Annotated in this window: 23 protein-coding genes and 1 pseudogene; 12 read left to right on the top strand and 12 right to left on the bottom strand. The window is 49.4% G+C overall.

Annotation, left to right across the window (positions count from 1 at the left end):
- Positions 1–477: 477 nt before the first annotated feature.
- Positions 478–870 (top strand): multidrug/spermidine efflux SMR transporter subunit MdtJ, encoded by a 393-nt coding sequence (gene mdtJ / locus AYY17_RS00705; protein ID WP_067362637.1) that lies wholly within the window; start codon positions 478–480, stop codon positions 868–870.
- Between the two features lies 1 nt (position 871).
- Complete coding sequence (gene mdtI, locus AYY17_RS00700) at positions 872–1,204, top strand: multidrug/spermidine efflux SMR transporter subunit MdtI (RefSeq protein ID WP_067399918.1); 333 nt, start codon at positions 872–874, stop codon at positions 1,202–1,204.
- Between the two features lie 66 nt (positions 1,205–1,270).
- On the opposite strand, the gene AYY17_RS00695 is transcribed toward mdtI, so the two are convergent.
- From AYY17_RS00695 to lsrA, 8 genes and pseudogenes are all read right to left on the bottom strand, one after another.
- A complete protein-coding gene (locus tag AYY17_RS00695; protein WP_067420489.1) occupies positions 1,271–2,131 on the bottom strand; it encodes a hypothetical protein in 861 nt (286 codons plus the stop codon).
- The gene (locus AYY17_RS00690; protein WP_067420488.1) at positions 2,131–2,988 is read right to left on the bottom strand and encodes a hypothetical protein; all 858 of its coding nucleotides are present in this window, start codon (positions 2,986–2,988) and stop codon (positions 2,131–2,133) included. The genes AYY17_RS00695 and AYY17_RS00690 overlap by 1 nt, the downstream gene beginning before the upstream one ends.
- Positions 2,989–3,110: 122 nt before the next feature.
- Complete coding sequence (gene lsrG, locus AYY17_RS00685; RefSeq protein ID WP_067420487.1) at positions 3,111–3,410, bottom strand: (4S)-4-hydroxy-5-phosphonooxypentane-2,3-dione isomerase; 300 nt, start codon at positions 3,408–3,410, stop codon at positions 3,111–3,113.
- Positions 3,411–3,413: 3 nt separating this feature from the next.
- A complete protein-coding gene (gene lsrF, locus AYY17_RS00680; RefSeq protein ID WP_067399897.1) occupies positions 3,414–4,295 on the bottom strand; it encodes a 3-hydroxy-5-phosphonooxypentane-2,4-dione thiolase in 882 nt (293 codons plus the stop codon).
- A gap of 65 nt (positions 4,296–4,360) precedes the next feature.
- Positions 4,361–5,377 (bottom strand): autoinducer 2 ABC transporter substrate-binding protein LsrB, encoded by a 1,017-nt coding sequence (lsrB, locus tag AYY17_RS00675; protein WP_156656600.1) that lies wholly within the window; start codon positions 5,375–5,377, stop codon positions 4,361–4,363.
- A 41-nt stretch (positions 5,378–5,418) separates the two neighbouring features.
- Complete coding sequence (lsrD, locus tag AYY17_RS00670) at positions 5,419–6,423, bottom strand: autoinducer 2 ABC transporter permease LsrD (protein WP_067420483.1); 1,005 nt, start codon at positions 6,421–6,423, stop codon at positions 5,419–5,421.
- Complete coding sequence (lsrC, locus tag AYY17_RS00665) at positions 6,420–7,424, bottom strand: autoinducer 2 ABC transporter permease LsrC (RefSeq protein WP_067420481.1); 1,005 nt, start codon at positions 7,422–7,424, stop codon at positions 6,420–6,422. Before lsrC ends, lsrD begins: the two co-directional genes overlap by 4 nt.
- A pseudogene (lsrA, locus tag AYY17_RS00660) lies at positions 7,418–9,008 on the bottom strand (autoinducer 2 ABC transporter ATP-binding protein LsrA). The gene lsrC and the pseudogene lsrA overlap by 7 nt, the downstream one beginning before the upstream one ends.
- A 308-nt stretch (positions 9,009–9,316) precedes the next feature.
- Between lsrA and lsrR the strand changes: the two are divergent.
- The 4 genes from lsrR to AYY17_RS00640 all read left to right on the top strand — a co-directional run bounded on the left by lsrR (position 9,317) and on the right by AYY17_RS00640 (position 13,840).
- Positions 9,317–10,267, top strand: a complete 951-nt coding sequence (gene lsrR, locus AYY17_RS00655) for a transcriptional regulator LsrR (protein ID WP_067399885.1) — start codon at positions 9,317–9,319, stop codon at positions 10,265–10,267.
- A 103-nt stretch (positions 10,268–10,370) separates the two neighbouring features.
- A complete protein-coding gene (lsrK, locus tag AYY17_RS00650; RefSeq protein ID WP_067420479.1) occupies positions 10,371–11,963 on the top strand; it encodes an autoinducer-2 kinase in 1,593 nt (530 codons plus the stop codon).
- A gap of 309 nt (positions 11,964–12,272) precedes the next feature.
- Positions 12,273–12,587, top strand: coding sequence for a helix-turn-helix domain-containing protein (locus tag AYY17_RS00645; protein ID WP_067420477.1), 315 nt, complete (start codon positions 12,273–12,275; stop codon positions 12,585–12,587).
- Positions 12,584–13,840, top strand: a complete 1,257-nt coding sequence (locus AYY17_RS00640) for a type II toxin-antitoxin system HipA family toxin (protein WP_067420475.1) — start codon at positions 12,584–12,586, stop codon at positions 13,838–13,840. The genes AYY17_RS00645 and AYY17_RS00640 overlap by 4 nt, the downstream gene beginning before the upstream one ends.
- A gap of 73 nt (positions 13,841–13,913) precedes the next feature.
- On the opposite strand, the gene AYY17_RS00635 is transcribed toward AYY17_RS00640, so the two are convergent.
- Entirely contained in the window at positions 13,914–14,258 is a 345-nt protein-coding gene (locus AYY17_RS00635) for a RidA family protein (RefSeq protein WP_067399879.1), read from the bottom strand.
- Between the two features lie 100 nt (positions 14,259–14,358).
- Here AYY17_RS00635 and AYY17_RS00630 point away from each other — a divergent pair, with 100 nt between their 5' ends.
- The 5 genes from AYY17_RS00630 to rnd all read left to right on the top strand — a co-directional run bounded on the left by AYY17_RS00630 (position 14,359) and on the right by rnd (position 21,169).
- A complete protein-coding gene (locus tag AYY17_RS00630; protein ID WP_067420473.1) occupies positions 14,359–16,287 on the top strand; it encodes an ATP-dependent DNA helicase in 1,929 nt (642 codons plus the stop codon).
- Positions 16,288–16,386: 99 nt separating this feature from the next.
- A complete protein-coding gene (tsaB, locus tag AYY17_RS00625; protein ID WP_067420471.1) occupies positions 16,387–17,088 on the top strand; it encodes a tRNA (adenosine(37)-N6)-threonylcarbamoyltransferase complex dimerization subunit type 1 TsaB in 702 nt (233 codons plus the stop codon).
- 89 nt (positions 17,089–17,177) lie between these two features.
- A complete protein-coding gene (locus tag AYY17_RS00620; protein ID WP_235845259.1) occupies positions 17,178–17,777 on the top strand; it encodes a Slp family lipoprotein in 600 nt (199 codons plus the stop codon).
- A 287-nt stretch (positions 17,778–18,064) separates the two neighbouring features.
- Positions 18,065–19,756, top strand: a complete 1,692-nt coding sequence (fadD, locus tag AYY17_RS00615) for a long-chain-fatty-acid--CoA ligase FadD (RefSeq protein ID WP_067420467.1) — start codon at positions 18,065–18,067, stop codon at positions 19,754–19,756.
- Between the two features lie 261 nt (positions 19,757–20,017).
- Positions 20,018–21,169 carry a ribonuclease D gene (gene rnd, locus AYY17_RS00610; protein WP_067420465.1) on the top strand — a complete coding sequence of 384 codons (1,152 nt, stop codon included), beginning with the start codon at positions 20,018–20,020 and terminating at the stop codon, positions 21,167–21,169.
- A 71-nt stretch (positions 21,170–21,240) separates the two neighbouring features.
- On the opposite strand, the gene minE is transcribed toward rnd, so the two are convergent.
- Genes minE through minC form a run of 3 tightly spaced genes read right to left on the bottom strand, consistent with a single transcriptional unit; the run spans position 21,241 to position 23,062 of the window.
- On the bottom strand, positions 21,241–21,516 hold the full coding sequence (gene minE / locus AYY17_RS00605) for a cell division topological specificity factor MinE (protein WP_067399864.1): 276 nt from the start codon (positions 21,514–21,516) through the stop codon (positions 21,241–21,243).
- Positions 21,517–21,519: 3 nt separating this feature from the next.
- Positions 21,520–22,332, bottom strand: a complete 813-nt coding sequence (gene minD, locus AYY17_RS00600; RefSeq protein WP_067399861.1) for a septum site-determining protein MinD — start codon at positions 22,330–22,332, stop codon at positions 21,520–21,522.
- Positions 22,333–22,354: 22 nt separating this feature from the next.
- The gene (gene minC, locus AYY17_RS00595) at positions 22,355–23,062 is read right to left on the bottom strand and encodes a septum site-determining protein MinC (protein WP_067420463.1); all 708 of its coding nucleotides are present in this window, start codon (positions 23,060–23,062) and stop codon (positions 22,355–22,357) included.
- Positions 23,063–23,222: 160 nt separating this feature from the next.
- On the opposite strand from minC, the gene AYY17_RS00590 reads away from it, so the two are divergent.
- Positions 23,223–23,510: a YcgL domain-containing protein gene (locus tag AYY17_RS00590; protein WP_067399855.1), complete on the top strand. Its 288-nt coding sequence runs from the start codon at positions 23,223–23,225 to the stop codon at positions 23,508–23,510.
- Positions 23,511–23,541 lie beyond the last annotated feature (31 nt).

Below are 23,541 nucleotides of genomic sequence, written 5' to 3'. Positions count from 1 at the left end.
ACGGTGGGTTTGAGCTGCTTAAATATGGCCATCTTCTGAATAAGAAGGTGGCCATTTTTGTAACTGACTAAAAAAATAAAATTATTTACTAAAAAATAATGAGTGCCGGCATTGCTGAACGCTATTAGTTGTGTTAAAAATGGTATCAATATTAATAACCGGAGGATTCTTTCATTGTTGTGACCCGACCGGGTACAAACAAAAGAATAAAGACATCATGCAAAGCGACAGTAGTAGCAGGATTAAAATCCGACGTTCTACCCACGTACTTTTCCTTTCCGCTATCGTATCAAGCGAGCACTATTGGTACAGCGAATTATAGCTATTTCTCTTTCCGTCTGACGAGCCAAACGCCGCTGCGCTTTTGGTTGCACTGTTATATTTAACATTTTCGTTTAGCGTTAAACGCGACTGGTTACGCACCTGCTTTATGGTGTGTCGTAAACCTGTATGCGTTGCACATCAGGAAAAATAACTATGATTTACTGGATGTTTTTAGGCTTAGCCATTGTGACCGAGGTTATCGGAACGTTGTCGATGAAATACGCAAGTGTTTCCGGTGACACCGCAGGTATGGTTGTGATGTATATCATGATCGCTGCATCTTATATTTTACTGTCCATGGCGGTTAAAAAAGTGGCTCTCGGCGTGGCATACGCGCTGTGGGAAGGGATCGGGATCCTCATCATCACCACATTCAGTGTGATGTGGTTCCAGGAATCACTTTCACCAATGAAACTGGGCGGTCTGGCTCTGTTAATTGCAGGGATCACCCTGATTAAATACGGCACCAAAAAAGCAGTACAGAAAAAACAGCCTGTTGCAAAACCGTCTTACGCGCCACTGAACGAGATGATGAAAGGGGCGTAATATGTTGTCGACATTTGAATGGTGGCACGGGGCATTTTTACTGCTGGCTGTGGTGCTGGAGATTATGGCTAATATCCTGCTGAAGATGTCAAACGGCTTTAAACGCCTGTGGCTGGGGATATTATCACTGCTGGCAGTATTAGGTGCATTCAGTTGCCTGGCACTGGCGGTCCGCGGTATTGAGTTATCTGTGGCGTATGCACTCTGGGGTGCATTCGGGATTGTGGCAACGGTTGCCGCTGGCTGGATCTTGTTTAATCAGCGCCTCAATTACAAAGGCTGGGGCGGTATTGTGCTGCTTCTGCTGGGGATGGTGATGATTAAGTTCGCGTAATTATTGTGATTATGCACAAGACTGAAAAATTTCCCCTGATACCGGACTCCGGCATCAGGGGAATTTTTATGGGTAATACTCAATCACTTTAGTGACTATTGTGGCTGTATTTTCTCTGAGTCCGGTCTTTTTATCACCGTGGATATACTGCAAAGAAACACGTTCCTGCGTACAGTTGCCGTGAGTATCCCATCTCTGACACTCTGTAAAATAGCGGTTGGTAAGGACGCCGCCCTCATAAAGATCTTCCTGCGTGGCGCTATAACCTTCCGGTGTATAAGTAAATGTCTGAGTGAGTGGTGTATCACCGTCAGTCGCTATGGATATAATACGCCCCGCATCGTCGTAGCCTATTTTAAAGTTCTGATCGAGATATAAATCCGGCCAGTGTGTAATAAGACCGGAAAGCTGTCCGTTCTGTAGTTGCACTTGTATATCGCCGTGCATGGTGGTGTCGTTATTTTCAACATACATTTTTGCTTTACCGCCGACTATCTGCTGTTTTTCATCTTTGGTAAATTCTGTACTGATCACCATCGGGTAACGATCGGTTCTCCCCGTGCGGTGACGGTAGTTTTTAAACGTATAATTTGCATTATTACCGGTTTCGGATGCTGACAGAATACGGGTCTTTTTTATCCTGCCGGCGATATCGCTGCGCAGGGATTTAAAGTGCGTTATGAGTCCGCAGGGATCAAAATCAATTTCTGTTGTAATGGTAAACTCACGGAAATCATCAGGATCCGGAGCTGATTGCGCCCTGAGTGATTTTACGGGACCTCTGATATAGGGTACCCCGAGAATAGTGCGGTTATTTTGTATTGTTTGCAGATTTTCTTGTGTGCAGTGACTCTTTTCAGCTGCATATAATGCAGAACTACCGGTGAGTAGCGTGATGATCGTTGTATAAAGGAACAGGTTTGCCATTATTTGTCACCGTAATAATCATAAACGGTATGGAAAACCGTCTGCCCCTGAACATCTGTCATGCCGGGCTGGTTGTTACTGTTTGTTTTTGTCCAGATCCCCGATGTACAGTTTTGCCATGCATCCCATTGAGTACATTCAACGTGGTTGGTGACAGTGATCCCGGCGATATCCGTTTTGTCTGAGCCGGTGACAAGCCCGCCTTTATCATTGTATGTAAAGGTGTATTCGAGCATGGGGGATGTGTCTGTATAAATCCGCGAGATATCACCGTTATCATTATAGTTATATTTCATGCTGTAGGTTTGTGCGAACAATTGGCTGTTAATCACAATGTTATCGATATCACCGCTGCGGTAATTCAGTTCCCCTGTTTCGGACAGGATAGTACTGTTTCCTTTAATAAAATTCTCTGTCCGGTAACCGGTGATGATTTTCTGCGCGTCTTTCGTCAGTGTTATGCGGGACACCATCGGGCGTGGCTTTTTCTGTGTGATATAACCGGTTGAGTAGGTGTATTCCAGATTAATAGCGGCATCATCTTCGGCAGCGGTGACGGTTGTGGTTGTCAGCATGCCGTATTCCTGACTTTTGCGCATAAAATCATAACTGATGATGTCTCCGCAGGGGCTCAGGTGTATCCGGTTGAATGAGGAGAGGCGGATATCACTTTGCGGATTTCTTTCCGTGGTCATCGAGACAGATTTAACCGGACCGCGCAGGTAGGGTATTCCCATCAGGCGGTAATGGTTGAGCTGCGTTTGCGCGGACACGGGTTTACAGTCATCAGCGGCATAAGCCGGTACGGCTGAGACAGACAACAACAGCAGTGAACCACAGAGGTGTATTTTTTTCACGGAGTACCCCGGCTGATAACAGCACTTAACATACAGAACGAATGAGTCCGATAGTAGGCGGTTTGCCGCGTCAGGACAATAAAAAACCTGCCGCAGCAGGTTTTTCAGAATATCGCCTGTACTTACCTGATTTCAGGCATTAAACCGATAAACGCGGTTTTCTTACGCGGGCCGGTCATCAGGGCTTCCAGTTTTTCAACACACTGCAAATAGTGCGGTGTTTTCTTATGTGCGGCAACGGCGGCATCATCCGTATAGGCTTCATAGATATAAAAACGGGTCTGAACGTCCGGATCCTGCAACACATCAAATCGCAGGTTGCCGGGTTCTTTTACCGAACCCAGATGATTTTCACGGAATACCGCAATAAATTCATCCACCTTGTCCGCTTTTACATTAATTTCAACTAATGTTACGTTCAAAATTTACCCCTTATTCTTTTCACTCAGGAACAATGCATAAGCCTGTTTTGCGCTCTCGCCGCCATGAACCACGGCATGAACCGCTTTCATCATGGCAACCGGGTCTTCGGACTGGAAGATATTGCGTCCCATGTCCACACCTGAAGCGCCCTGGTCTATGGCGCGGAAACACATATCGAGTGCTTCATCTTCCGGCAGTTTTTTCCCGCCGGCGATAACAATCGGCACCGGACACCCGGCAGTAATGCGCTCGAAACCTTCTTCAACAAAATAGGTTTTGATTATCTGCGCGCCCATCTCGGCGGCGATACGGCTGGCAAGTGAGAAATAACGCTGATCACGCGCCATATCTTTACCGACACCTGTTACCGCCATCACCGGCATACCGACACGCATTCCCGCATCCACCATACTGATGATGTTTTTGATGGACTGATGCTCATGCTCTGTCCCGATATACACCTGTGCCGCAACTGCTGCCACATTCAGGCGCACCGCATCATCCATTGCCACCGCGACGGCTTCATTGGAAAGCTCGGTCAGAATGGAGTTGGCGCCGGATGCGCGCAGAACAACCGGTTTGTTGGTGGCGACCGGCACTTGTGAGCGCAGGATCCCGCGGGTACACATCAGAACATCGGTATGTTCAAAGAGCGGGGCGATATTAATATCTATGCGCTCAAGACCGGTGGTCGGTCCCTGGAAATAGCCGTGGTCAAAGGCCAGCATCACAGTTCTGTTATCTTGCGGATTAAAAATGCGGGCAAGGCGCGATTGCATTCCCCAATCCAGCGAGCCACAGCCTTTAAGGGTATAAAGGGTGTTTTTCTGCGGGGTGTTCAGCCCGAAATCTTTACCGTCACGGATATCATCTAAATCAGCCATGGAATTCTCCCTTGGTTAAACTGGCGCAGTTAACAACTGCGCCAATGAATAAATCAGCAACCACATCAGAAATTGTAGTTGTTAATGTTCTTTTTGGTGAAGATTACGCGCTCAGGAAGAACAACAACGCCGTTGCCTTTTGCTTCGTAGTCATACCCCTGGATACTGTTCGGGGAAACTTCGACTTCACCCACGCCGTCGACCATAATTTTGTCGCCGACATTCAATTCACCTTTTTTCATCAGTGCATCTGCCACAGCAACAGAAATTTCACCCTGTTTCACCACATCCCATAAAGCGAACTGGTCAACAGTGCCGCGCTCCACATACGGGCGCATAACATTCGGGGTGCTGAAACCGACGACCGCAACATTATTACGTTTCAGGTTTTCTTTTGCCTGAGCCGCTGCCGGTAAGGCATTGGCATCCGGTGCAATAATCACATCCAGGTCGCTCCAGGCATTCATGATCCCTTCGGCTGTCTGTAATGATTTTGTCGCATCGTTATAGCCATACTGTGTGGTAACCACTTCCCAGCCCGGATGTTCAGCAGCGATTTTTGCTTTCGCCTCTTTCACCCACTGGTTCTGGTCGGTCACGGTCGGGCTGGAATAGAAGAATGCGACTTTTGCTTTCTCTTTTTTCACCTGATCCGCGGCCATATCCACAAGGATCCCGCCGAGTTGCTTCGGCGTGCCCTGGTCGATATAAATAGAGCGGCATTCCGGATTGGTATCAGAGTCCCATGTCAGCACTTTCACACCGCGCTGCATGGCGCGTTTAAGAGCAGGGCATAAACCGTCCGGTGATACGGCGGAGACAATAACCGCGTCATAACCACGATTGACAAAGTTATTGATAAGCTGAACCTGACCGGAAACACTCGGCTCAGTCGGTCCGTCATACGTGACATCGATACCGAGTTTTTTCCCGGCTTCTACTGCACCCTGACCGCCGCTGGTAAAGAATCCGACACCGACAAGTTTAGGAATAAAGGCGACTTTTTGTGCTGCATTCGCCCAGGAAACACATGCGAGACTTAATGCAGTGGCGAGCGCCAGTTTTTTCATGATGGGTTTCATGGTTTTCTCCATTTCGTCAAATCTGTGATAAGAAACGTGTTTTACTCTGATACGAATTGCCTGTTGCGTTTACGCGCCCACCATCCGAGGATGTGATGTCGGTGTAAAGAAACGGAACGACCAACAACGGCAACAATAAGCAGCGCACCCGAAAGTGCACTGGAAACCTGATTTGGTACACCTACCATTTGCAGCCCCTGCTGTAAGAAACCAACCAGCAGTACAGCGAGTGCCGTCCCTAACACAGAGCCGGATCCGCCGTAAATATTTGCGCCGCCTAATACAACCGCCGTGATTGCCGGCATCAGGAATGACGCACCGAGATCGGCACGGGCAGAGCCGAAATAGGAGACTAAAATAATGGCAGCGAGCGCGGCGGAGACACCGACCATCGCATAAAGCAGACAAATTGTGCGTGTCACCGGAAAGGCACTGTAACGCGCGACCCGGGCATTTTGTCCGATCAGAAAGACATTACGTCCCGGATGTGTGCGGTGCAGATAAAACCAGAACACAATCACACAGAGAGCAAAAATAATCAGCGGAAGCGGAATACCGTACAAGTCCAGATTGGCAAAATCAGTAAAGGCCATCGGAAAGCCGCCGATCCCCTCAAAGCCGCTGGCACCGGAAAGCCCGGAGAGCAGCAGGGCGCAGCCGCCGAACAGATACATAGTACCGAGGGTAATAACCAGCGGGTTTATACCGGTAAATAAGATAAGCAGGGCATTAATCAGCCCGCACAGAGCACCGGTCAGTAATGTCAGGGGGATAGCGGCAATCATCGGCACGCCCGCCTGGTTAAGAATTCCGAGCACAATAGACGACAAGCCGATAGTGGCACCGAAAGAGATATCCATTCCGCCGCTGACAATCACCAGGGTGAGCGGCAGCGCCACCAGCCCGATACAGATAAAGTCACTGGTACTGAACAGCAGCACATTGGCATCCAGCATGCGCGGGTTGCCCATCCCGAATAACAGGATCTCTGCCACCAGCAGCAGCAACAGTGAAATTTCCCAGCCGTAACGTTTGATACCAGTCATTTTTTTGTCTCCTGCTGCGGGGACGGATTGAGGAACCGTGCATAACGCTGGGCGCGGAGGTTTTTCTCCAGTGCCACGCGCAGACGACCATCAAAGACTAAGACGGCGAGTAACACAAAACCGGCGATAAAATCATTCCACCAGGCCGGTAATTTCAGCAGCACCAGCACGCTGTCAATCTGAGTCATAAAATAAGCGCCCAGAATCGCCCCGGCGATAGTACCGGTGCCGCCGAGCAGGCTTATTCCGCCCAATACACAGGCGGCGATAGCTTTCATTTCCAGCCCGTTGCCGGTCTGGTTCGGAATAAACCCGATTTGGGAGGCAAAGACGATACCGGCAAGTGCTGCCATCATGCCATTGACTGAAAAGGCAATAATACGTGTTCTGTCTACCGGAACACCTAACTGACGCGCGCCCTGTAAGTTATCGCCGGTGGCATAAAAACCGCGTCCGGCAGTCGTGCGCGCTAAAAACAGTGTCATCAGAATAATCAGCAGGATAATGAACCAGCCAATCGGTGATAATCCGAGGAATACCGGCTGAGACAGGGCTTTCAGCTCTGCGGGTAAGCCTTCGATCCATTTGCCGCCGGTCAGTAATAACATAATGCCGCGATACAGCCCGAGCGTGCCGAGGGTGGCAACAATCGCCGGTATTTTGAACCAGGTTACCAGGATACCGTTAAATAACCCGGCAAGCAGACCGGTGGCAACGGTCAGCAGAATAGCGACTGTCAGGGGGAGTCCGGCATTCAGTGAAATGCCGATAATCACCGCACACAGCCCGGTGGTGGAGCCGACCGAGACATCAATATTGCGCGTCAGCATCACCAGGGTGGCACCAATCGCCAGCAGCATCTGGATTTGTGCACTGCCGAAAATCATGGTGGCGGTCTGAAAACTAAAATAGCGGGTTTCCATTGTGCCCAGTAATACGAACAGGCAGAGGATCGCAAGCAGCGCGGTCATTTCACGGTTATTTTGTATATATTTCAGCATGATGCCGCCTCCTGTGATGAACTGCTTTCTGTTTCTGTGCTTTTTGTTCCGGTACTTTTCGTGTCAGTGTTGCGGCGCTGCTCACCAAATGCCATGTGCATAATGGTATCGACATTCATTTCATCCTGTTGCAGTTCACCGACAAATTCGCCCTGATGCATGACCAGCACGCGGTCAGCCAGTGCCACAACTTCATCCAGATCCGATGAAATCAGTAAAATCGCCACATTTTGCTGTGCAATGCTTTGTATAAGCTGATAAATATCATTTCGCGCCCCGACATCCACGCCGCGTGTCGGTTCATCAATAATCAGCAGGGAAGGATTGGCTTCCAGACACTTGGCAATCAGGATTTTTTGCTGATTTCCGCCGGAAAGGGTGCGCACCAGTTGCTGACCGTCATTGAATTTGATATTCAGTGCGCGGCGGTAGCGCTCCAGCACTGCGTCATCATAAGCACGGCGGACCAGCAGCCCCCGGTGGTTATGCACCAGCGCGCCTATATTCCATGTCAGCGGCGCATCAAGGAAAAGCCGGATGCCTGGCGATCTTCCGGCAAACAGACCAGCCCGCGGGTAAGGCGTTTTTCTGTACTGATGCCGCGTAAATTCTCACCGTTGAGGTGAATGTCACCGGCGATCAGCGGGCGCAGCCATATAATGTCTCCGCGAGTTCAGTCCGGCCGGCGCCAACGACGCCGGCCAGTCCGACCACTTCCCCGGGGTTGACAACAAAACTGATGTGGCGGAACCCTTCGCCACAGGCATTACGGACATCCAGCACCGGCTCACCGGATTGCGGATTATTGCGGGCAGAGGCGAGATCCAGCCACAACTTCTGAGTCTCTGATAACGGTTTTTTCTTGGCTTCCGGCGTGATCGCCTGAATGATTTCATCTGTTGAAAACTGTTTTGCCGGTCCGGTCAGAGCAATATTGCCGTCACGCATCACACTCAGATAATCAGCAATCGCATGAATTTCCGGAATTTTATGGGAGATAAAGACAATCCCGACCCCTTTTTGCTGTAACTCCCTGATGCGTTCAAACAGGCGGTGTGTTTCAGCCGGTGTCAGCGAGGCGGTCGGTTCGTCCAGAATAAGGATGCGTGAGTCCCGCATCAGCCCCCGCATTATCTCAACTAACTGCTGGTCAGCCACATTCAGGCTGCCCGCACGGGCACTCAGGTCAAAATTACAGCGCAGAGCGCTGAGCATCTGCTGTAATTTGGCTTTGCCCGCCTGATGTTTCGGCAGACGAAAGAGAATATTTTCCTGCACAGTCAGATTGGGGAACAGCAGCGGCTCCTGCGGAACCAGATACAGCCCGAGCTGATGCGCTTTTGCCGGTGTCAGGTGCGAAATTTCCTGACCTTCAAGTGTCAGTGTGCCGCTATCCGGCTGCTCAATACCTGCAATGATTTTCATCAGAGTGGATTTACCCGCGCCGTTTCCGCCGAGCAGGGCATGAACCTGTCCCGGTAACAGTGTGAAGTCGATGTGTTTCAGCACTACCACGCCGGAAAATTGCTTGGCGATTCCGCGGGCAGTCAGCAGTGGCTGAACAGGGTGTTGCTTTCCGGACATAACGGCACCTCTGATGTTATGGGTATTGTGCTCGGATGTTATGTGATGAAGAAAACATCAAAAATGAACATTTATAATTTATAAACACATTTGTTCATAAATGTAAGCCATAAAAATGAAATATGACAATAATTTCACCACATTTTGTGAAAAAAATTAGATCTGCGTTAGAATCTGTTCAAAATTTTGGCTTGCACCTCTGGCGAAATCTGCAAAAAGGTGCTTATCTGTAAAAATGGAAAACAAAAGTTCACATGTCGACAGTATCTAAAAATACAAAAGCAGCCCCGGTAAGCCCCGTTTCTTCGATGGACTATGACGCCTCAGGACTGAGTATGAATGAAGAAGAGTTATTGGCCCGTATTGCCTGGTTTTATTACCATGATGGCCTCACACAGGGAGACATCGGGGATCTGCTCGGCCTGACACGACTGAAAGTGTCGCGTTTACTCGAAAAAGGACGTCAGTCCGGTGTTATCCGCGTACAGATAAATTCCCGGTTTGAAGGATGTCTGGAGCTTGAAGATATTCTGAAAAAAAGATTCTCGTTAAAACAAATTCGCATCCTGCCTTCACTGAACGGACCTGAGCTTCACAGCCGGCTCGGTGTTGCCGGTGCACATTTACTGATGTCTCAGCTTACACCCGGGCAATTACTGGCGGTCGGCTTTGGTGAAGCGGCAATGGCGACATTGCAGCACCTGAGCGGGTTTGTGTCATCACAACAAATCAGGCTGGTGACATTGTCCGGCGGGGTCGGGCAATACATGACCGGCATCGGGCAGCTCGATGCCAATTGCCCGGTCAGTATCATTCCTGCACCGCTGCGGGCATCCAACGCGACGGTTGCCGCGACATTCCGCCGCGAGCGCAGTGTGCAGGATGTCCTTATGGCAGCCTGCGCGGCAGATATTGCGGTGGTCGGGCTGGGTGCGGTTAATCAGAAGCAGGATGCGACCATTATGCGCTCCGGCTACATCAGCAGCGGTGAACAGCTGATGCTGGGACGACGCGGCGCAGTCGGTGACATTCTCGGCTATTTTATCGGCCGCGAAGGTGAAATGACCGACGATGTGGAAATGCACCGCGAACTTATCGGTATCACACCGGCGGAGCTGAAAAACATTCCGACTGTTGTGGGTGTGGCGGGCGGAGAAGAGAAAGCTGAGGTAATAGTGGCAGCACTGCTGGGTGGGTATATCAATGCGCTGGTCACGGATGAACAAACGGCACGGGTAATGCTGACATTATTAACCTGATGCGCTGACTGTCTGTGCTCTGTGGCTGACAGCCGTCGCTGAATATACGCTGTATTTCATGATGTACCGGTATCAATCCAATTAATTTTGTGAGGATGGCGACATGGATCAGAGCACAGGCAGCCAGTCATCAAAGTACCTGATGGCACTGGATGCGGGAACAGGCAGTATCAGAGCCGTAATTTTTGATCTTCACGGCAACCAGATTGCCGCCGGACAGGCGGAGTGGCGTCATAATGAACTGCCGGATGTTCCGGGCTCGATGGAATTTGACCTGCACACCAACTGGCAGCTGGCATGTCACTGCATTAAGCTGGCACTGAAAAATGCCGGATTACCGGCCTCCGCGATTGCCGGAGTGTCTGCCTGCTCTATGCGTGAGGGAATTGTTCTCTATGATCGCAGCGGGGAACCTATCTGGGCATGTGCGAATGTGGATGCGCGCTCAAGCCGCGAAGTCAGCGAATTAAAAGAGCTGTACAACAATACCTTTGAATATGATGTTTATCAGTGCTCCGGGCAGACCCTGGCGCTGGGTGCGATGCCGCGCCTGTTATGGCTGGCACATCACCGCCCGGATATCTACCGGCAGGCGGGAACCCTGACGATGATAAGCGACTGGCTCGCCTGCAAACTGAGCGGCGAACTGGCAGTCGATCCCTCCAATGCCGGAACTACCGGTATGCTCGATTTAGTTACACGTGACTGGCGTCCCGGTTTGCTGGAAATGGCGGGGTTGCGTGCGGATATTCTCTCGCCGGTAAAAGAAACCGGTACGGTACTGGGATATATTACGGCGAAAGCGGCGGAAGAATCCGGGCTGGCAAAAGGTACGCCGGTTGTTATGGGCGGCGGAGATGTTCAGCTTGGCTGCCTGGGTCTCGGCGTTGTCAAACCCGGACAAACAGCAGTACTCGGCGGAACCTTCTGGCAACAGGTAGTTAACCTGCCGCAGCCGGTGACGGATCCTGATATGAATACCCGCATTAACCCGCATGTTATCCCGGGAATGGTGCAGGCGGAATCGATCAGTTTCTTTACCGGGCTTACCATGCGCTGGTTCCGTGATGCGTTCTGTGCAGAAGAAAAACTGATCGCCGAACGGCTTGGGGTGGATACGTATTCCTTACTGGAAGATATGGCCGCCCGTGTTCCGGCAGGCTCTCACGGTATCATGCCGATTTTCTCTGATGTGATGCGCTTTAAATCCTGGTATCACGCCGCACCCTCTTTTATCAATCTGTCGATTGATGCAGAAAAGAGCAATAAGGCTTCTTTGTTCCGCGCACTGGAAGAGAACGCCGCGATTGTTTCAGCGCTGAATCTGGATTTAATTGCACAATTCAGTGGCGTAAAAGCGGATTCTCTGGTGTTTGCCGGAGGCGGTTCGAAAGGTAAACTCTGGAGCCAGATTCTGGCTGATGTCACCGGTGTACCGGTTCGTGTGCCGGTCGTGAAAGAAGCGACCGCGCTGGGTTGTGCGATTGCCGCCGGTGCCGGTGTCGGGTTATATGATGATATGGCATCTGCCGGTGAGCGTCTGGTGCAGTGGCAGCATGAATACCAGCCAAACCCGGCTCATCGCGACGTCTATGACAAAGCGAAACAAAACTGGCAAAAAGTCTATGCAGATCAACTGACGCTGGTGGATTCCGGTCTGACCACATCAATGTGGAAAGCGCCGGGCCTTAAATAACCGGCGCTGAACCGGGTGATTTAATCTGTTCGTCATGGAAAAACCATCAGGAACAATTAAAACGCCCGGTTTTATTTTTTCAGTAGTACGAATACATTCCCTTATGTGTTATCCGGATTTACGGATAGACACAAATACTTTTCCCGCGTTTTCCTCCAGCAATAAACAACCCTAACGTTGTTTATCTTCAATTTACAACATAGCAGTTGTTTATTGCATTCTTTACAACACCAAGATTGTATGTGATATTATTAACAACGTAGAAGTTGTTTTTTGGAGCGATGATGCCGGCATAGTAGGGGCAGCACAATGAAAGATATCAAAAATTTTGCAAAAATAATCACTCAGCAGCGCAAAGCATTGGGTATTGAACAGAAAGATATGTATATGCGCATTGGCATGAAGCAGCAGCAATACCAGCGTGTGGAAGCCGGTAATGATATAAAATTATCAACATTGCTCCGGATTCTGGAAGGGCTTGAGCTTGAGCTGGTTATCACCCCCCGTAAGGACAGTCACATTATCGGTTTAACGGATGTGGCCAGACCTGATAATACTAAAAATGATTTAAATGATGATTCTGATGATCTTGGCTTTTGGTTTGATACAAAGGAAAACGCATGAGTATGCTTACGGAGAAGGTGGAAGGTCTCCGGATTAAAATATATGACATTGATGTTGCTGTTGTTGTTCATTACGCCGGAGGTAAAAATATACTCACCTTTGATCCGGCGTTTATCGCTATGCCGGTTGATATCCGCCCGGTTTTTACACTCAGGCAGCTATCGGACGCTGAATATTTAACTCATCCCCTCATAAGAACACAAAAGCTTGCGCCTGTACTTTCAAATTTATTACCGGAAGGGATCTTAAGAGAGCAGATGGCAGAAATGCTTCAGTGCCATCCGGATAATGAATTTTCAATTTTGGCGTATTCCGGATTTCATCTGCCGGGGGCGGTGTCAGCCATACCGATAAAAGCGGGAGACGTTCCTGAATGGGCACTTGAGCATCGTTTATCTGTTGAGCCCCGGCAAATTGATGTTAAGCATGCAGATACTAAATTTTCTCTTGCCGGTGTCCAGGTCAAATTTTCGTCATCTCATATTGACGGGCGTTATCATATAGATCAGGCGATTTCACAGGATATGTGGATAATTAAAACACCATCAACAATTCATAAAGGTGTTCCTGTTAATGAATATACCTGTATGACGCTGGCCGGTGTTGCAGGTGCTGATGTGCCTGAAATCCGGCTGATTGAATTGTCAAAACTGGACGGTTTACCTGATATACGGTTACCGGATGAATTATATGCTTATGGTATTAAGCGTTTTGACCGCGGCGGTGACGGTCGTATTCATACTGAGGATTTTGCTCAGATATTCGGACTTTATCCTTCTGATAAATATCAAAAAACCAATTATGAAAATATCGGAACGGTACTTTATCAATCATGCACTGAACGATTAAAAAATATTCAGCAAATGGCCCGCAGATTGCTTATCAATATTTTACTGGGTAATGGCGATGCTCACCTGAAAAACTGGACGATAATCTATCGTGACCGCCTTTCTGCCGGTTTATCACCACTCTATGATGTGGTGTTTACTGCGCCCTATATTAAACACGACAATCTTGCCTTGAATATGGCAGGAACAAAGCAGTGGTATAATATCTCGCTAAAACATTTTGAGACTTGGTCAGGGAAGGTTGGCGTTCCCTGGATTGCGGTTAAGCCACATTTGCTGGATGTGATAAACAAGGCACGGAGTCAGTGGCCGCAATTATTGCATGAGCTGCCAATGCTGGATGAGCATAAGGAAAAATTGCGATCACACTGGGCGGCGCTGGCAGATGATTTTAAAATTCTGTGAGCAGGCATAATTTCAGTAGCTGATTATATAAATTCAACCGTGCCATCCGTGGCGCGGGTATTATCACAACAATTTACACCGCAGCAATAATCTTGATTTCAACTTTATAATCAGGATTCATCAGTGCTGCTTCAACAGTACAGCGCACCGGCGCACTGCCGTGAGCAACCCAGGCATCCCATGCCGCATTCATTCCGGCAAAATTGGCTTTATCCGCCAGGAAAATCGTCGCATCCAGGATTTTGGTTTTATCTGAACCGGCGCGGGCAAGTATTTTATCAATCGCGTGCAGCGCACTGGTTGTCTGCGCGGTAATATCGCCGCTCAGATCTTCCGGGACACTGGTGTAATAAACAGTGTTATTGTGCACAACGGCTTCAGACCAGCGGTCTTCCGGGTCAATTCGCTGAATTGTCATTCTCTCTCCTGTAAATATATCCAGTTTCTTACACAGCAAGGTGGTGCTATCGCTCAACCCTTGGCATAATTGCGGTCTATTTTGTCAGAAGAGAACGCGCGTGTCAGACGATTTTGCAAAAAATGGCCGGTTAGCTCAGGTGATCCCGGGTTTCCAACCACGGGAAGCACAGGTGACCATGTCCGCCGCCATCAGCCGGGCGATTGAAACACAAGGTCAGTTGGTGGCGGAAGCCGGCACCGGGACCGGGAAAACTTACGCCTATCTGGTGCCCGCCCTGCGCGCCGGAAAGAAGACGATTATCTCCACCGGCTCGAAAGCGTTGCAGGATCAGCTCTATAACCGCGACCTCCCGACCATTGTTCAGGCGCTGGACTATGACGGCAAAGTCGCGCTGCTGAAAGGGCGCTCAAATTACCTTTGCCTTGAGCGGCTGGACCAGCAGGCGCTCGGTGATATCAATACAGATCATGAAACGCTGAGCCGGATAGTCGCCGCGCGGCGCTGGGCAAGCGTGACTGAGCTGGGTGATATCAGCACCTGCCATGATATCCCGGAAGACAGCCCGGTCTGGCCGCTGATTACCAGCACCAATGATAACTGCCTCGGCAGTGACTGCCCGCAATATAAGGACTGCTTTGTTCTGAAAGCCAGGCGCAAGGCACTGGATGCGGACGTGGTGGTGGTAAACCATCATTTGTTTATGGCTGATCGCGTGGTGAAAGACACGGGTTTCGGGGAGTTAATTCCGGAAGCTGAAGTCATTATTTTTGATGAAGCGCATCAGATCCCTGATATCGCCAGCCAGTATTTCGGTCAGCAGCTCAGCAGCCGTCAGTTATTTGATCTCACGCGCGATATCATTATGGCTTACCGGACAGAGCTGCGCGACCAGGCTCAGTTACAAAAATGTGCTGATCGCCTGACCATGTGTACACAGGATTTTCGTCTGGCGCTGGGGGATACCGGTTATCGCGGTAATCTGCGTGAATTACTGGCAAAGCCGCATATTCAGCAGGCGATAACCCGCCTCGATGATACGCTGGAACTCTGTTACGACGTGATGAAACTGTCTCTCGGGCGCTCAGCTATGCTGGATGCGGCTTTTGAGCGGGCAACGGTTTACCGTAACCGGCTGAAACGCCTGAAAGATGTTTCCATTCCGGGCTACAGTTACTGGTTTGAAAGTTACGGACGTCACTTCCTGCTGGCACTGACGCCGCTCACGGTGGAAGATAAATTCCGTGAAATGATGAGCAGTGCGAATATCGCCTGGGTGTTTACATCAGCTACTCTGTCCGTCAATGACGATCTTCATCATTTTACCCGTCGCCTGGGACTGGACAGTGCGGAAACCCTTATTTTGCCGAGTCCGTTTAATTTTCAGGAGCAAACGTTACTGTGTGTCCCGCGTTTTCTGCCGGTGCCGAATCAGTACGGCGCGGCAAAACAACTGGCGGAACAACTCAGACCGCTTATCAATCACAATCGCGGGCGCTGCTTCTTTTTATGCACTTCACATCAGATGATGCGCGATCTCGCATCAGAATTTCGTCAGTCACTGACACTGCCGGTGCTGGTTCAGGGCGAAACCAGTAAAAGCCAGTTACTCAGTGATTTTGTCTCATCGGGAAATGCATTGCTGGTTGCAACCAGCAGTTTCTGGGAAGGCGTTGATGTGCGCGGTGATGCACTGACCTGTGTCATTATCGACAAACTGCCGTTTACCGCACCGGATGACCCGCTGCTGAAAGCCCGGATGGAAGATTGCGCGGTGCGGGGCGGCGACCCGTTCCGTGATGTGCAAATCCCGGATGCCGTCATAAGCCTTAAACAGGGCGTCGGGCGGCTGATTCGTGATACAGAAGATTACGGCGTGATTGTTATCTGTGACAACCGGATCGTCATGCGCCCTTATGGTGAAATTTTTCTGAAAAGTCTGCCGCCTTCACCCCGTACGCGTTCGCTGGCAAAAGCCGCCGAATTTCTGGCAGCACGGCACGCTCAGCGCGGGCAATCAACTGATTGATAACCGCAAGAATCATCACATATCAGGGTATATTACCCAACGTCATGATGATTTTTTTTGCTACCATAAACCTTACTTTTTTTTTGCCGGAGTTATGGCATGTCCACCCGAATTTTAGCGTTAGATACTGCAACCGAAGCCTGTTCTGTTGCGCTTTATAATAACGGCGAAATCACTGCTGATTTTGCTGAGACTCCCCGTGAGCACACACAGCGCATTCTGCCGATGGTGCAGGCCGTGCTGGCGCAGCAGAATATCAGGTTACAGGATCTTGATGCACTGGCGTTTGGTCAGGGGCCGGGAAGTTTTACCGGCGTGCGTATTGGTGTCGGAACAGCTCAGGGGCTGGCGCTTGGCGCAGAGCTGCCGATGATAGGCATTTCGTCGCTGAAAACCATGGCTGAAGGGGTTTTCCGCACCACCGGGCTTACCCGTGCGCTGATTGCTATTGATGCCCGAATGGATGAAATCTACTGCGCCGCCTATACGCGTGATGAGCAGGGTGTATTTCATGCACAATCAGCGGAAGCTGTGCTGAAACCAGCCGATTTCATTACCCGCTGTGCCGGGCTTTCCGGTGAATGGGGTCTCGCCGGTACAGGCTGGGCTGCGTATCCGGATATGCAGGGCGCCATCAGCACACAAACACAGATGACGGACATTACACTGCCTCATGCGCAAGATATGTTGCCGCTGGCGGTCATTGCGCTGCAGCAGGGTGAAACGGTTCCGGCAGAAGCCGCAGAGCCGGTTTATCTGCGCAATGAAGTGACCTGGAAGAAATTACCGGGCAGGGAATAGTGCAAAAATATAGACGGCATCAATTGTTGAATCGCCGGACATAAGCCACAATAGAGATATCGGGTCTGTCACAAGAGGTCACTGTTATGATGAATCGCTTACATAGTCGCCTGAAGAGTAGCCTGAAATATTGTGTTGTGATTACCACACTGGCGCTGACAGGCTGCGCTACGGTACCGGATGCTATCAAAGGCACCGGTCCGTCCCTGGTTACGGATTTTTCTGCGGCGCAAAAAGCCCCGCAGGCATATAAAGGCATGGAAGCACGTTTCGGCGGACGGGTACTGAATGTACTGAACCAGCCGGATACCACACAGTTAGAGATAGCCGTTATGCCGCTTAACAGCTCCGGTGCGCCGTTCCTGGGATCGGCGTCGGTCGGCAGGATGTATGCCCGGATAAACGGCTTCCATGAGCCCAGCAATTTCCGTGACCAGTATGTTACGGTTATAGGGACATTGAACGGAACAAAACAGGGAAAAATCGGGGAAGTGGAATACACGTTCCCGGTGATTGATGTTACCGGTTATCAGCGCTGGCATAAATCACAACAGGTGATGATGCCGCCGCCGGTTTACGGACCGGATCCATGGCGCTGGCATGACGGATATTACGGTGGCGGCTACTATGGCGGCGGCTGGTATTATCCGCCGGGACCTGCTGTGGTACAGGATTACCTGGTACCATAATCAGGAGTAATTTACGGATGGCAACACCTTAAAATTCAGCATAAATGCGGATTTGGGTGTACAATCACATACGTTTTTATAAGCAGACGTTATCATTATTGTCTGTTTAATATGAATAAATTAAGAGGCGGCATTTGCCGCCTCAATTATTATCTGTATTTGTAAAATAAATTAGTGATGTGTCTCTCAACCTGAAACAGATTAATTGTCTGAAATCGCCGGTTATGTAAATACTTTGTTAATACCGGCAGGGGCTGAGATAAGCAGCAATCATTAGGAGTAAAATCTTGGAAAGAGTCTGGCTTAAACACTATCCGGAAGACGTCCCGGCGGATATCAATCCTGACACCTATGCCTCAATGGCAGAGATGCTGGAAAATGCGGTATCCCGCTTTGCGGATCAGCCTGCGTTCATTAATATGGGCGAGGTGATGACGTTCCGGAAACTGGAAGAGCGCAGTCGTGCTTTTGCTGCCTATCTGCAAAACGGACTGGGGCTGAAAAAAGGAGACAGGGTCGCTCTGATGATGCCAAACTTACTGCAATACCCTATCGCGATGTTCGGGGTTTTGCGGGCAGGAATGGTTGTTGTCAATGTGAACCCGCTCTATACACCAAGAGAGTTAGAACATCAGTTAAATGACAGCGGCTGTGCTGCAATCGTCATTGTCTCCAATTTTGCACAAACGCTTGAGAAAATTGTATTTAACACACAAATCCGCCACGTTATCCTGACCCGCATGGGAGATCAGCTCTCGCGTCCCAAAGCGACGCTGGTGGACTTTGTTGTCAAATACATCAAGCGGCTGGTGCCGAAATATAACCTGCCGGATGCCATCTCTTTTCGCCGCGCTATCTATCAGGGCTACCGCATGCAGTATGTCAAACCGGACATTCACCGGGAGGACCTTGCTTTTTTACAATACACCGGCGGAACAACCGGGGTTGCCAAAGGCGCGATGCTGACACACCGTAATATGCTGGCGAATCTGGAGCAGGCGCGCGCCGCTTACATTCCTGAGCTGAGTGTCGGAAAAGAGCTGATTGTGACGGCGCTGCCGCTGTATCATGTTTTTGCCCTGACAGTAAACTGCCTGTTATTTCTTGAAATAGGCGGACGCAACCTGTTAATTACGAACCCGCGTGATGTCAGCGGCACCATAAAAGAACTGGGCAAATACCCGTTCACCGCGATAACCGGGGTAAATACATTATTTAATGTCTGGGTTAATGATCCTGAGTTTCGTAAACTGGATTTTTCCACACTGAATCTCTCCGTCGGCGGGGGAATGCCGGTACAAAAAGCAGTGGCTGAGCGCTGGGAAGCGCTGACCGGTAAACACCTGCTGGAAGGTTACGGGCTGACTGAGTGCTCGCCGCTGGTTGCCGGTAATCCGCATAATCTGAAAAGTTACAGCGGCAGCATTGGTTTTCCTGTGCCGTCCACAGATATTCGTCTGGTTGATGATGACGGTAATGATATGCCGGAAGGCCAGCCGGGTGAAATGTGGGTAAGTGGTCCGCAGGTTATGAGAGGGTACTGGAACCGGCCGGATGCCACGGCAGAAGTGTTAAAAGATGGCTGGGTGGCAACCGGGGATATTGCACAGTTTGATGAAAACGGCTTTCTGCATATTGTTGATCGCAAGAAAGATATGATCCTGGTATCGGGGTTTAACGTTTACCCGAATGAAGTTGAAGAGGCGGTTGTGTTGCATCCGGGCGTACTGGAATGTGCCGCCATTGGTGTTGAAAGCGAAAGTTCGGGTGAAACGGTTAAAGTATTTATTGTGCGCAAAGATCCCTCACTGACAGAGGATGAGCTGCGTTCACATTGCCGTCGTTATCTGACCGGTTATAAAGTGCCGAAAATCATTGAATTTCGTGATGAATTACCGAAATCCAATGTCGGCAAAATTTTACGCCGTGAATTACGTAACGAAGAAAAACAAAAAACACAGACTCAGCCGGTTGCATGACACCCCGTCCGGTTGCAAAATAATAACGTCGGTAGTTACCGGCGTTATTGCTGTTTATTGAATTAGTATAATTTTTTGAGTTATTCTGTTTCTATACTCTAAATAATTCAGTATGCATGTAGGCGACAAGCTCAGTCCGGCGGGGAGCATAGGTAAACTATGTGACCCGGCGGGCTGAGCGTAGTCAACACCCGGGCATCCTGAAGTATGACGAGTATAATTATTTATTAATCACGTCGTTTAAGACTAAGAGAAGTTGTTTTGAATCATCAGTTGATTACCAGCGATACACAGCTTGCTGCATTTTGTGAACAGGTTGCAGGCAAGCCATTTCTTGCACTGGATACCGAATTTATCCGTATCCGGACATACTATCCGCATCTCGGTCTGGTTCAGCTTTACGACGGGGAACACCTTGCACTTGTCGATCCGCTGGGTATTACTGACTGGGCGCCATTGCAACAATTGCTGACCGCACCGGATATGGTGAAATATCTGCATGCCGGCAGCGAAGATATTGAAGTTTTCCTCAACAGTCTGAACTGTGTACCGCACCCGATGGTGGATACCCAGGTTCTGGCGGCGTTTGTCGGACATCCGCTGTCCTGTGGGTTTGCCTCACTGGTGGAAACCTATCTGGGTACAACTCTGGATAAAAGTGAGTCCCGCACAGACTGGCTGGCGCGGCCGTTGACAGCAAGACAGTGTGAATACGCAGCCGCAGATGTGTACTATTTGCTGCCATTGGCAGAAATACTGACAGAAAAAGTGCAGGAAGCGGGCTGTACGCAGGCGGCACAGGAAGAGTGTGCCCTGATGGTGCAACGACGAATTAAACAGGCAGATCCGGCTGAGGTCTATAAAGAGTTCAGCGGGGCAGGCTTATTGCGTTCACAACAGTTGGCCTGTTTACAGAAACTGGCGCAGTGGCGTCTTGAGCAGGCGCGCGAGCGGGATATGGCGGTTAATTTTGTTGTCAGGGAAGAGCATCTGTGGAAAGTGGCGCGTTATATGCCGACATCGCTGGGTGAGCTGGACGGATTAGATTTGACCGGGCAGGAGATCCGCTGTCACGGTAAACGCGTGCTGGCTATTGTTGATGAGTGCCGTAATCTGAGTGACAGTGAATGTCCTCCGGCGGTGGAAAATGTGTCCGATCATCCGTTATACCGCAAAACATTTAAGGCGATCAAAGCCCGGGTAACGGCGCTGAGTGAAACGGAACAATTTAGCCCAGAACTATTGGCATCACGCCGTCAGATAAATCAATACCTGAATAAGGTATGGGATTGTAAAGCACAGCAGGGCGAGCCGGAGCTGCTCAGTGGCTGGCGTAAACCGCTGCTTGAAGATTTGCTGGCAGAAACAGTTGATGAAATTCAGTCAGGAACAGCCCGTACGCCGGATGCATAAAACAGAAAAAGCACAGTGAGTTACCCCGCTGTGCAGTCAGTTAGTATCACGCCGTTGTAATGACGGCAGTGCTACTCTTTTTTCGCTGTTTCGTCACCTTCGGGCAGTGTGACATTCAGTTCAAGAACTGAAATATCATCACCTTTCTGCTCAAATTGCACTGATAACATTTCAGGATCCACCTGAACATATTTACAGATAACAGCCAGTAAATCACGTTTCAGTTCCGGAAGGTAATTCGGTTCAGATTCACCGCGGCGACGCTCTGCAACAATGATTTGCAATCGTTCTTTTGCAATATTTGCTGTCGGTTTTTTTCTCGACAGGAAGAAGTCTAACAGCGCCATGGTTTACCCCCCGAATAAGCGTTTTAAGAAACTTTTCTTCTCTTCCTCAATAAATCGGAATGGACGATCTTCACCTAAAATCCGGGCAACCGCATCGTCATAAGCTTTCCCCGCATCTGATTCCTGATCCAGAATAACCGGCTCACCCTGGTTGGATGCACGCAGAACAGACTGATCTTCCGGAATAACCCCGATAAGCGGAATACACAGGATTTCCAGGACATCTTCCATACTCAGCATATCACCACGGCTGACACGACCCGGGTTGTAGCGGGTCAGAAGCAGATGTTCTTTGATAGGATCCTGACCTTTTTCCGCACGACGGGATTTAGAGGATAAAATCCCGAGAATACGGTCAGAGTCGCGGACAGATGAAACTTCAGGATTGGTGGTAATAATGGCTTCATCAGCGAAATACAGCGCCATCAGTGCGCCGCTTTCAATCCCTGCCGGTGAGTCGCAGATAATAAAATCAAAGTCCATCTCACCTAATTCGTTCAGTACTTTCTCGACCCCTTCGCGGGTCAGCGCATCTTTGTCACGGGTTTGTGACGCGGGCAGAATAAATAAATTATCTGTCCGTTTATCTTTAATCAGTGCCTGATTCAGTGTGGCATCGCCCTGAATCACGTTCACGAAGTCATATACAACACGACGCTCGCAGCCCATGATTAAATCAAGGTTACGTAAACCGATATCAAAATCGATAACAACGGTTTTATTTCCTTTCTGGGCAAGGCCGGTCGCTATGGCCGCGCTGGAAGTGGTTTTGCCTACGCCACCTTTACCTGAAGTAACAACTAAAATGCGTGCCATGGAATTATTCCTTGTTAAAGGTCTATATTAGATTGTTGATAGTGAGTTCATTATTAACCAGACTTAATTTGACGGCTTTCCCGGTAAATTCCGCCGGGATTTGATCGCTCAGCCAATATTGTCCGGCAATAGAAATCAGTTCCGCATGCAGGTGAGAACAGAAAACAAGACACTCTGTATCACCGGCAGCGCCAGCCAGCACACGTCCGCGCATCAGGCCATAAATATGTATATTGCCGTCTGCGATAAGCTCAGCGCCTGCGCTGACATTGGCGGTCACAATCAGGTCACTGTTAGGTGCATAAATTCGTTGCCCGGAACGGACAGGGACGGTAATCAGTTTGGTTTTTTGCGTATCCGGTGAAGATACCGTTGCGGTGGCCTGCTCTGACACATCCGGCTCAGCCGTAACAGGTCTGGCGCTTTTCCCTTCACTGAGAAGCGGAAATCCGCTGCGGATAGCCGCTTTGCGCATTTTTTCATTCTGACAGCCGCTGATCCCGACAACAGACAGACCGGCCTCAGCCACTGCCCGGCAGATGATTTTCAGGTTTACACCGGATGAAATCTGACTGACATTCAGGACAACAGGCGCATTTTGGAAAAAAGCGGGCGCCTGCCCGACTTTCTCGCGGACTGCCTGTTCAATAATCTGAGGATCCTCATTATTTAAATGAAGAACCGAAAGCGTAAAGTTACTGCCTTTTAACTCAATTGGCGATGATGACATCTGTCCGACTCAATGTAATTAAACGGCCCGGTATTCAGCCATACACAAATGACACGGCTGTGACACAATGCCGGGTGACGATATTATCAAAAACAATAGCATGTTATAGTTACTGCCATTTTCTGGCAAGTCACGATTTGATTTATACGGGATAATTCCAATGTTGTGTGCAATTTACAGAAGTCCTAACCGCGATCATACCTATCTCTATATTGAAAAAAGAGATGATTTCTCACGCGTGCCTGAAGAGTTAATGAAAAGCTTTGGCACACCGGCATTCAGCATGCTGATTAACCTGGCAAATCGCGACAAACTGGCAAATGCGGATATTGAAAAAGTAAAACAGGCATTAACCGAATCGGGTTATTATCTGCAATTCCCGCCACCGGCGGAAAATTTATTAACGGAATACCGGGATTTACTGAATATTCAGGATAAATCTGAATAATTATGTCTGCCAAACAGAAAGAAAGGATATC

This window comes from Morganella psychrotolerans (assembly GCF_001676055.1).
Taxonomy (GTDB): domain Bacteria; phylum Pseudomonadota; class Gammaproteobacteria; order Enterobacterales; family Enterobacteriaceae; genus Morganella; species Morganella psychrotolerans_B.
This window is presented reverse-complemented; position numbering and strand designations above follow the sequence as displayed.

Bases quoted from the DNA above. Each gene is read 5' to 3' on its own strand.
- mdtJ (WP_067362637.1), top strand. From the start codon at position 478: ATGATTTACTGGATGTTTTTAGGCTTAGCCATTGTGACCGAGGTTATC.
- mdtI (WP_067399918.1), top strand. From the start codon at position 872: ATGTTGTCGACATTTGAATGGTGGCACGGGGCATTTTTACTGCTGGCT.
- AYY17_RS00695 (WP_067420489.1), bottom strand. From the start codon at position 2,131: ATGGCAAACCTGTTCCTTTATACAACGATCATCACGCTACTCACCGGT.
- lsrF (WP_067399897.1), bottom strand. From the start codon at position 4,295: ATGGCTGATTTAGATGATATCCGTGACGGTAAAGATTTCGGGCTGAAC.
- lsrB (WP_156656600.1), bottom strand. From the start codon at position 5,377: ATGAAACCCATCATGAAAAAACTGGCGCTCGCCACTGCATTAAGTCTC.
- lsrD (WP_067420483.1), bottom strand. From the start codon at position 6,423: ATGACTGGTATCAAACGTTACGGCTGGGAAATTTCACTGTTGCTGCTG.
- lsrC (WP_067420481.1), bottom strand. From the start codon at position 7,424: ATGCTGAAATATATACAAAATAACCGTGAAATGACCGCGCTGCTTGCG.
- lsrR (WP_067399885.1), top strand. From the start codon at position 9,317: ATGGACTATGACGCCTCAGGACTGAGTATGAATGAAGAAGAGTTATTG.
- lsrK (WP_067420479.1), top strand. From the start codon at position 10,371: ATGGATCAGAGCACAGGCAGCCAGTCATCAAAGTACCTGATGGCACTG.
- AYY17_RS00645 (WP_067420477.1), top strand. From the start codon at position 12,273: ATGAAAGATATCAAAAATTTTGCAAAAATAATCACTCAGCAGCGCAAA.
- AYY17_RS00640 (WP_067420475.1), top strand. From the start codon at position 12,584: ATGAGTATGCTTACGGAGAAGGTGGAAGGTCTCCGGATTAAAATATAT.
- AYY17_RS00635 (WP_067399879.1), bottom strand. From the start codon at position 14,258: ATGACAATTCAGCGAATTGACCCGGAAGACCGCTGGTCTGAAGCCGTT.
- tsaB (WP_067420471.1), top strand. From the start codon at position 16,387: ATGTCCACCCGAATTTTAGCGTTAGATACTGCAACCGAAGCCTGTTCT.
- AYY17_RS00620 (WP_235845259.1), top strand. From the start codon at position 17,178: ATGAATCGCTTACATAGTCGCCTGAAGAGTAGCCTGAAATATTGTGTT.
- minE (WP_067399864.1), bottom strand. From the start codon at position 21,516: ATGGCGCTGTTAGACTTCTTCCTGTCGAGAAAAAAACCGACAGCAAAT.
- minD (WP_067399861.1), bottom strand. From the start codon at position 22,332: ATGGCACGCATTTTAGTTGTTACTTCAGGTAAAGGTGGCGTAGGCAAA.
- minC (WP_067420463.1), bottom strand. From the start codon at position 23,062: ATGTCATCATCGCCAATTGAGTTAAAAGGCAGTAACTTTACGCTTTCG.
- AYY17_RS00590 (WP_067399855.1), top strand. From the start codon at position 23,223: ATGTTGTGTGCAATTTACAGAAGTCCTAACCGCGATCATACCTATCTC.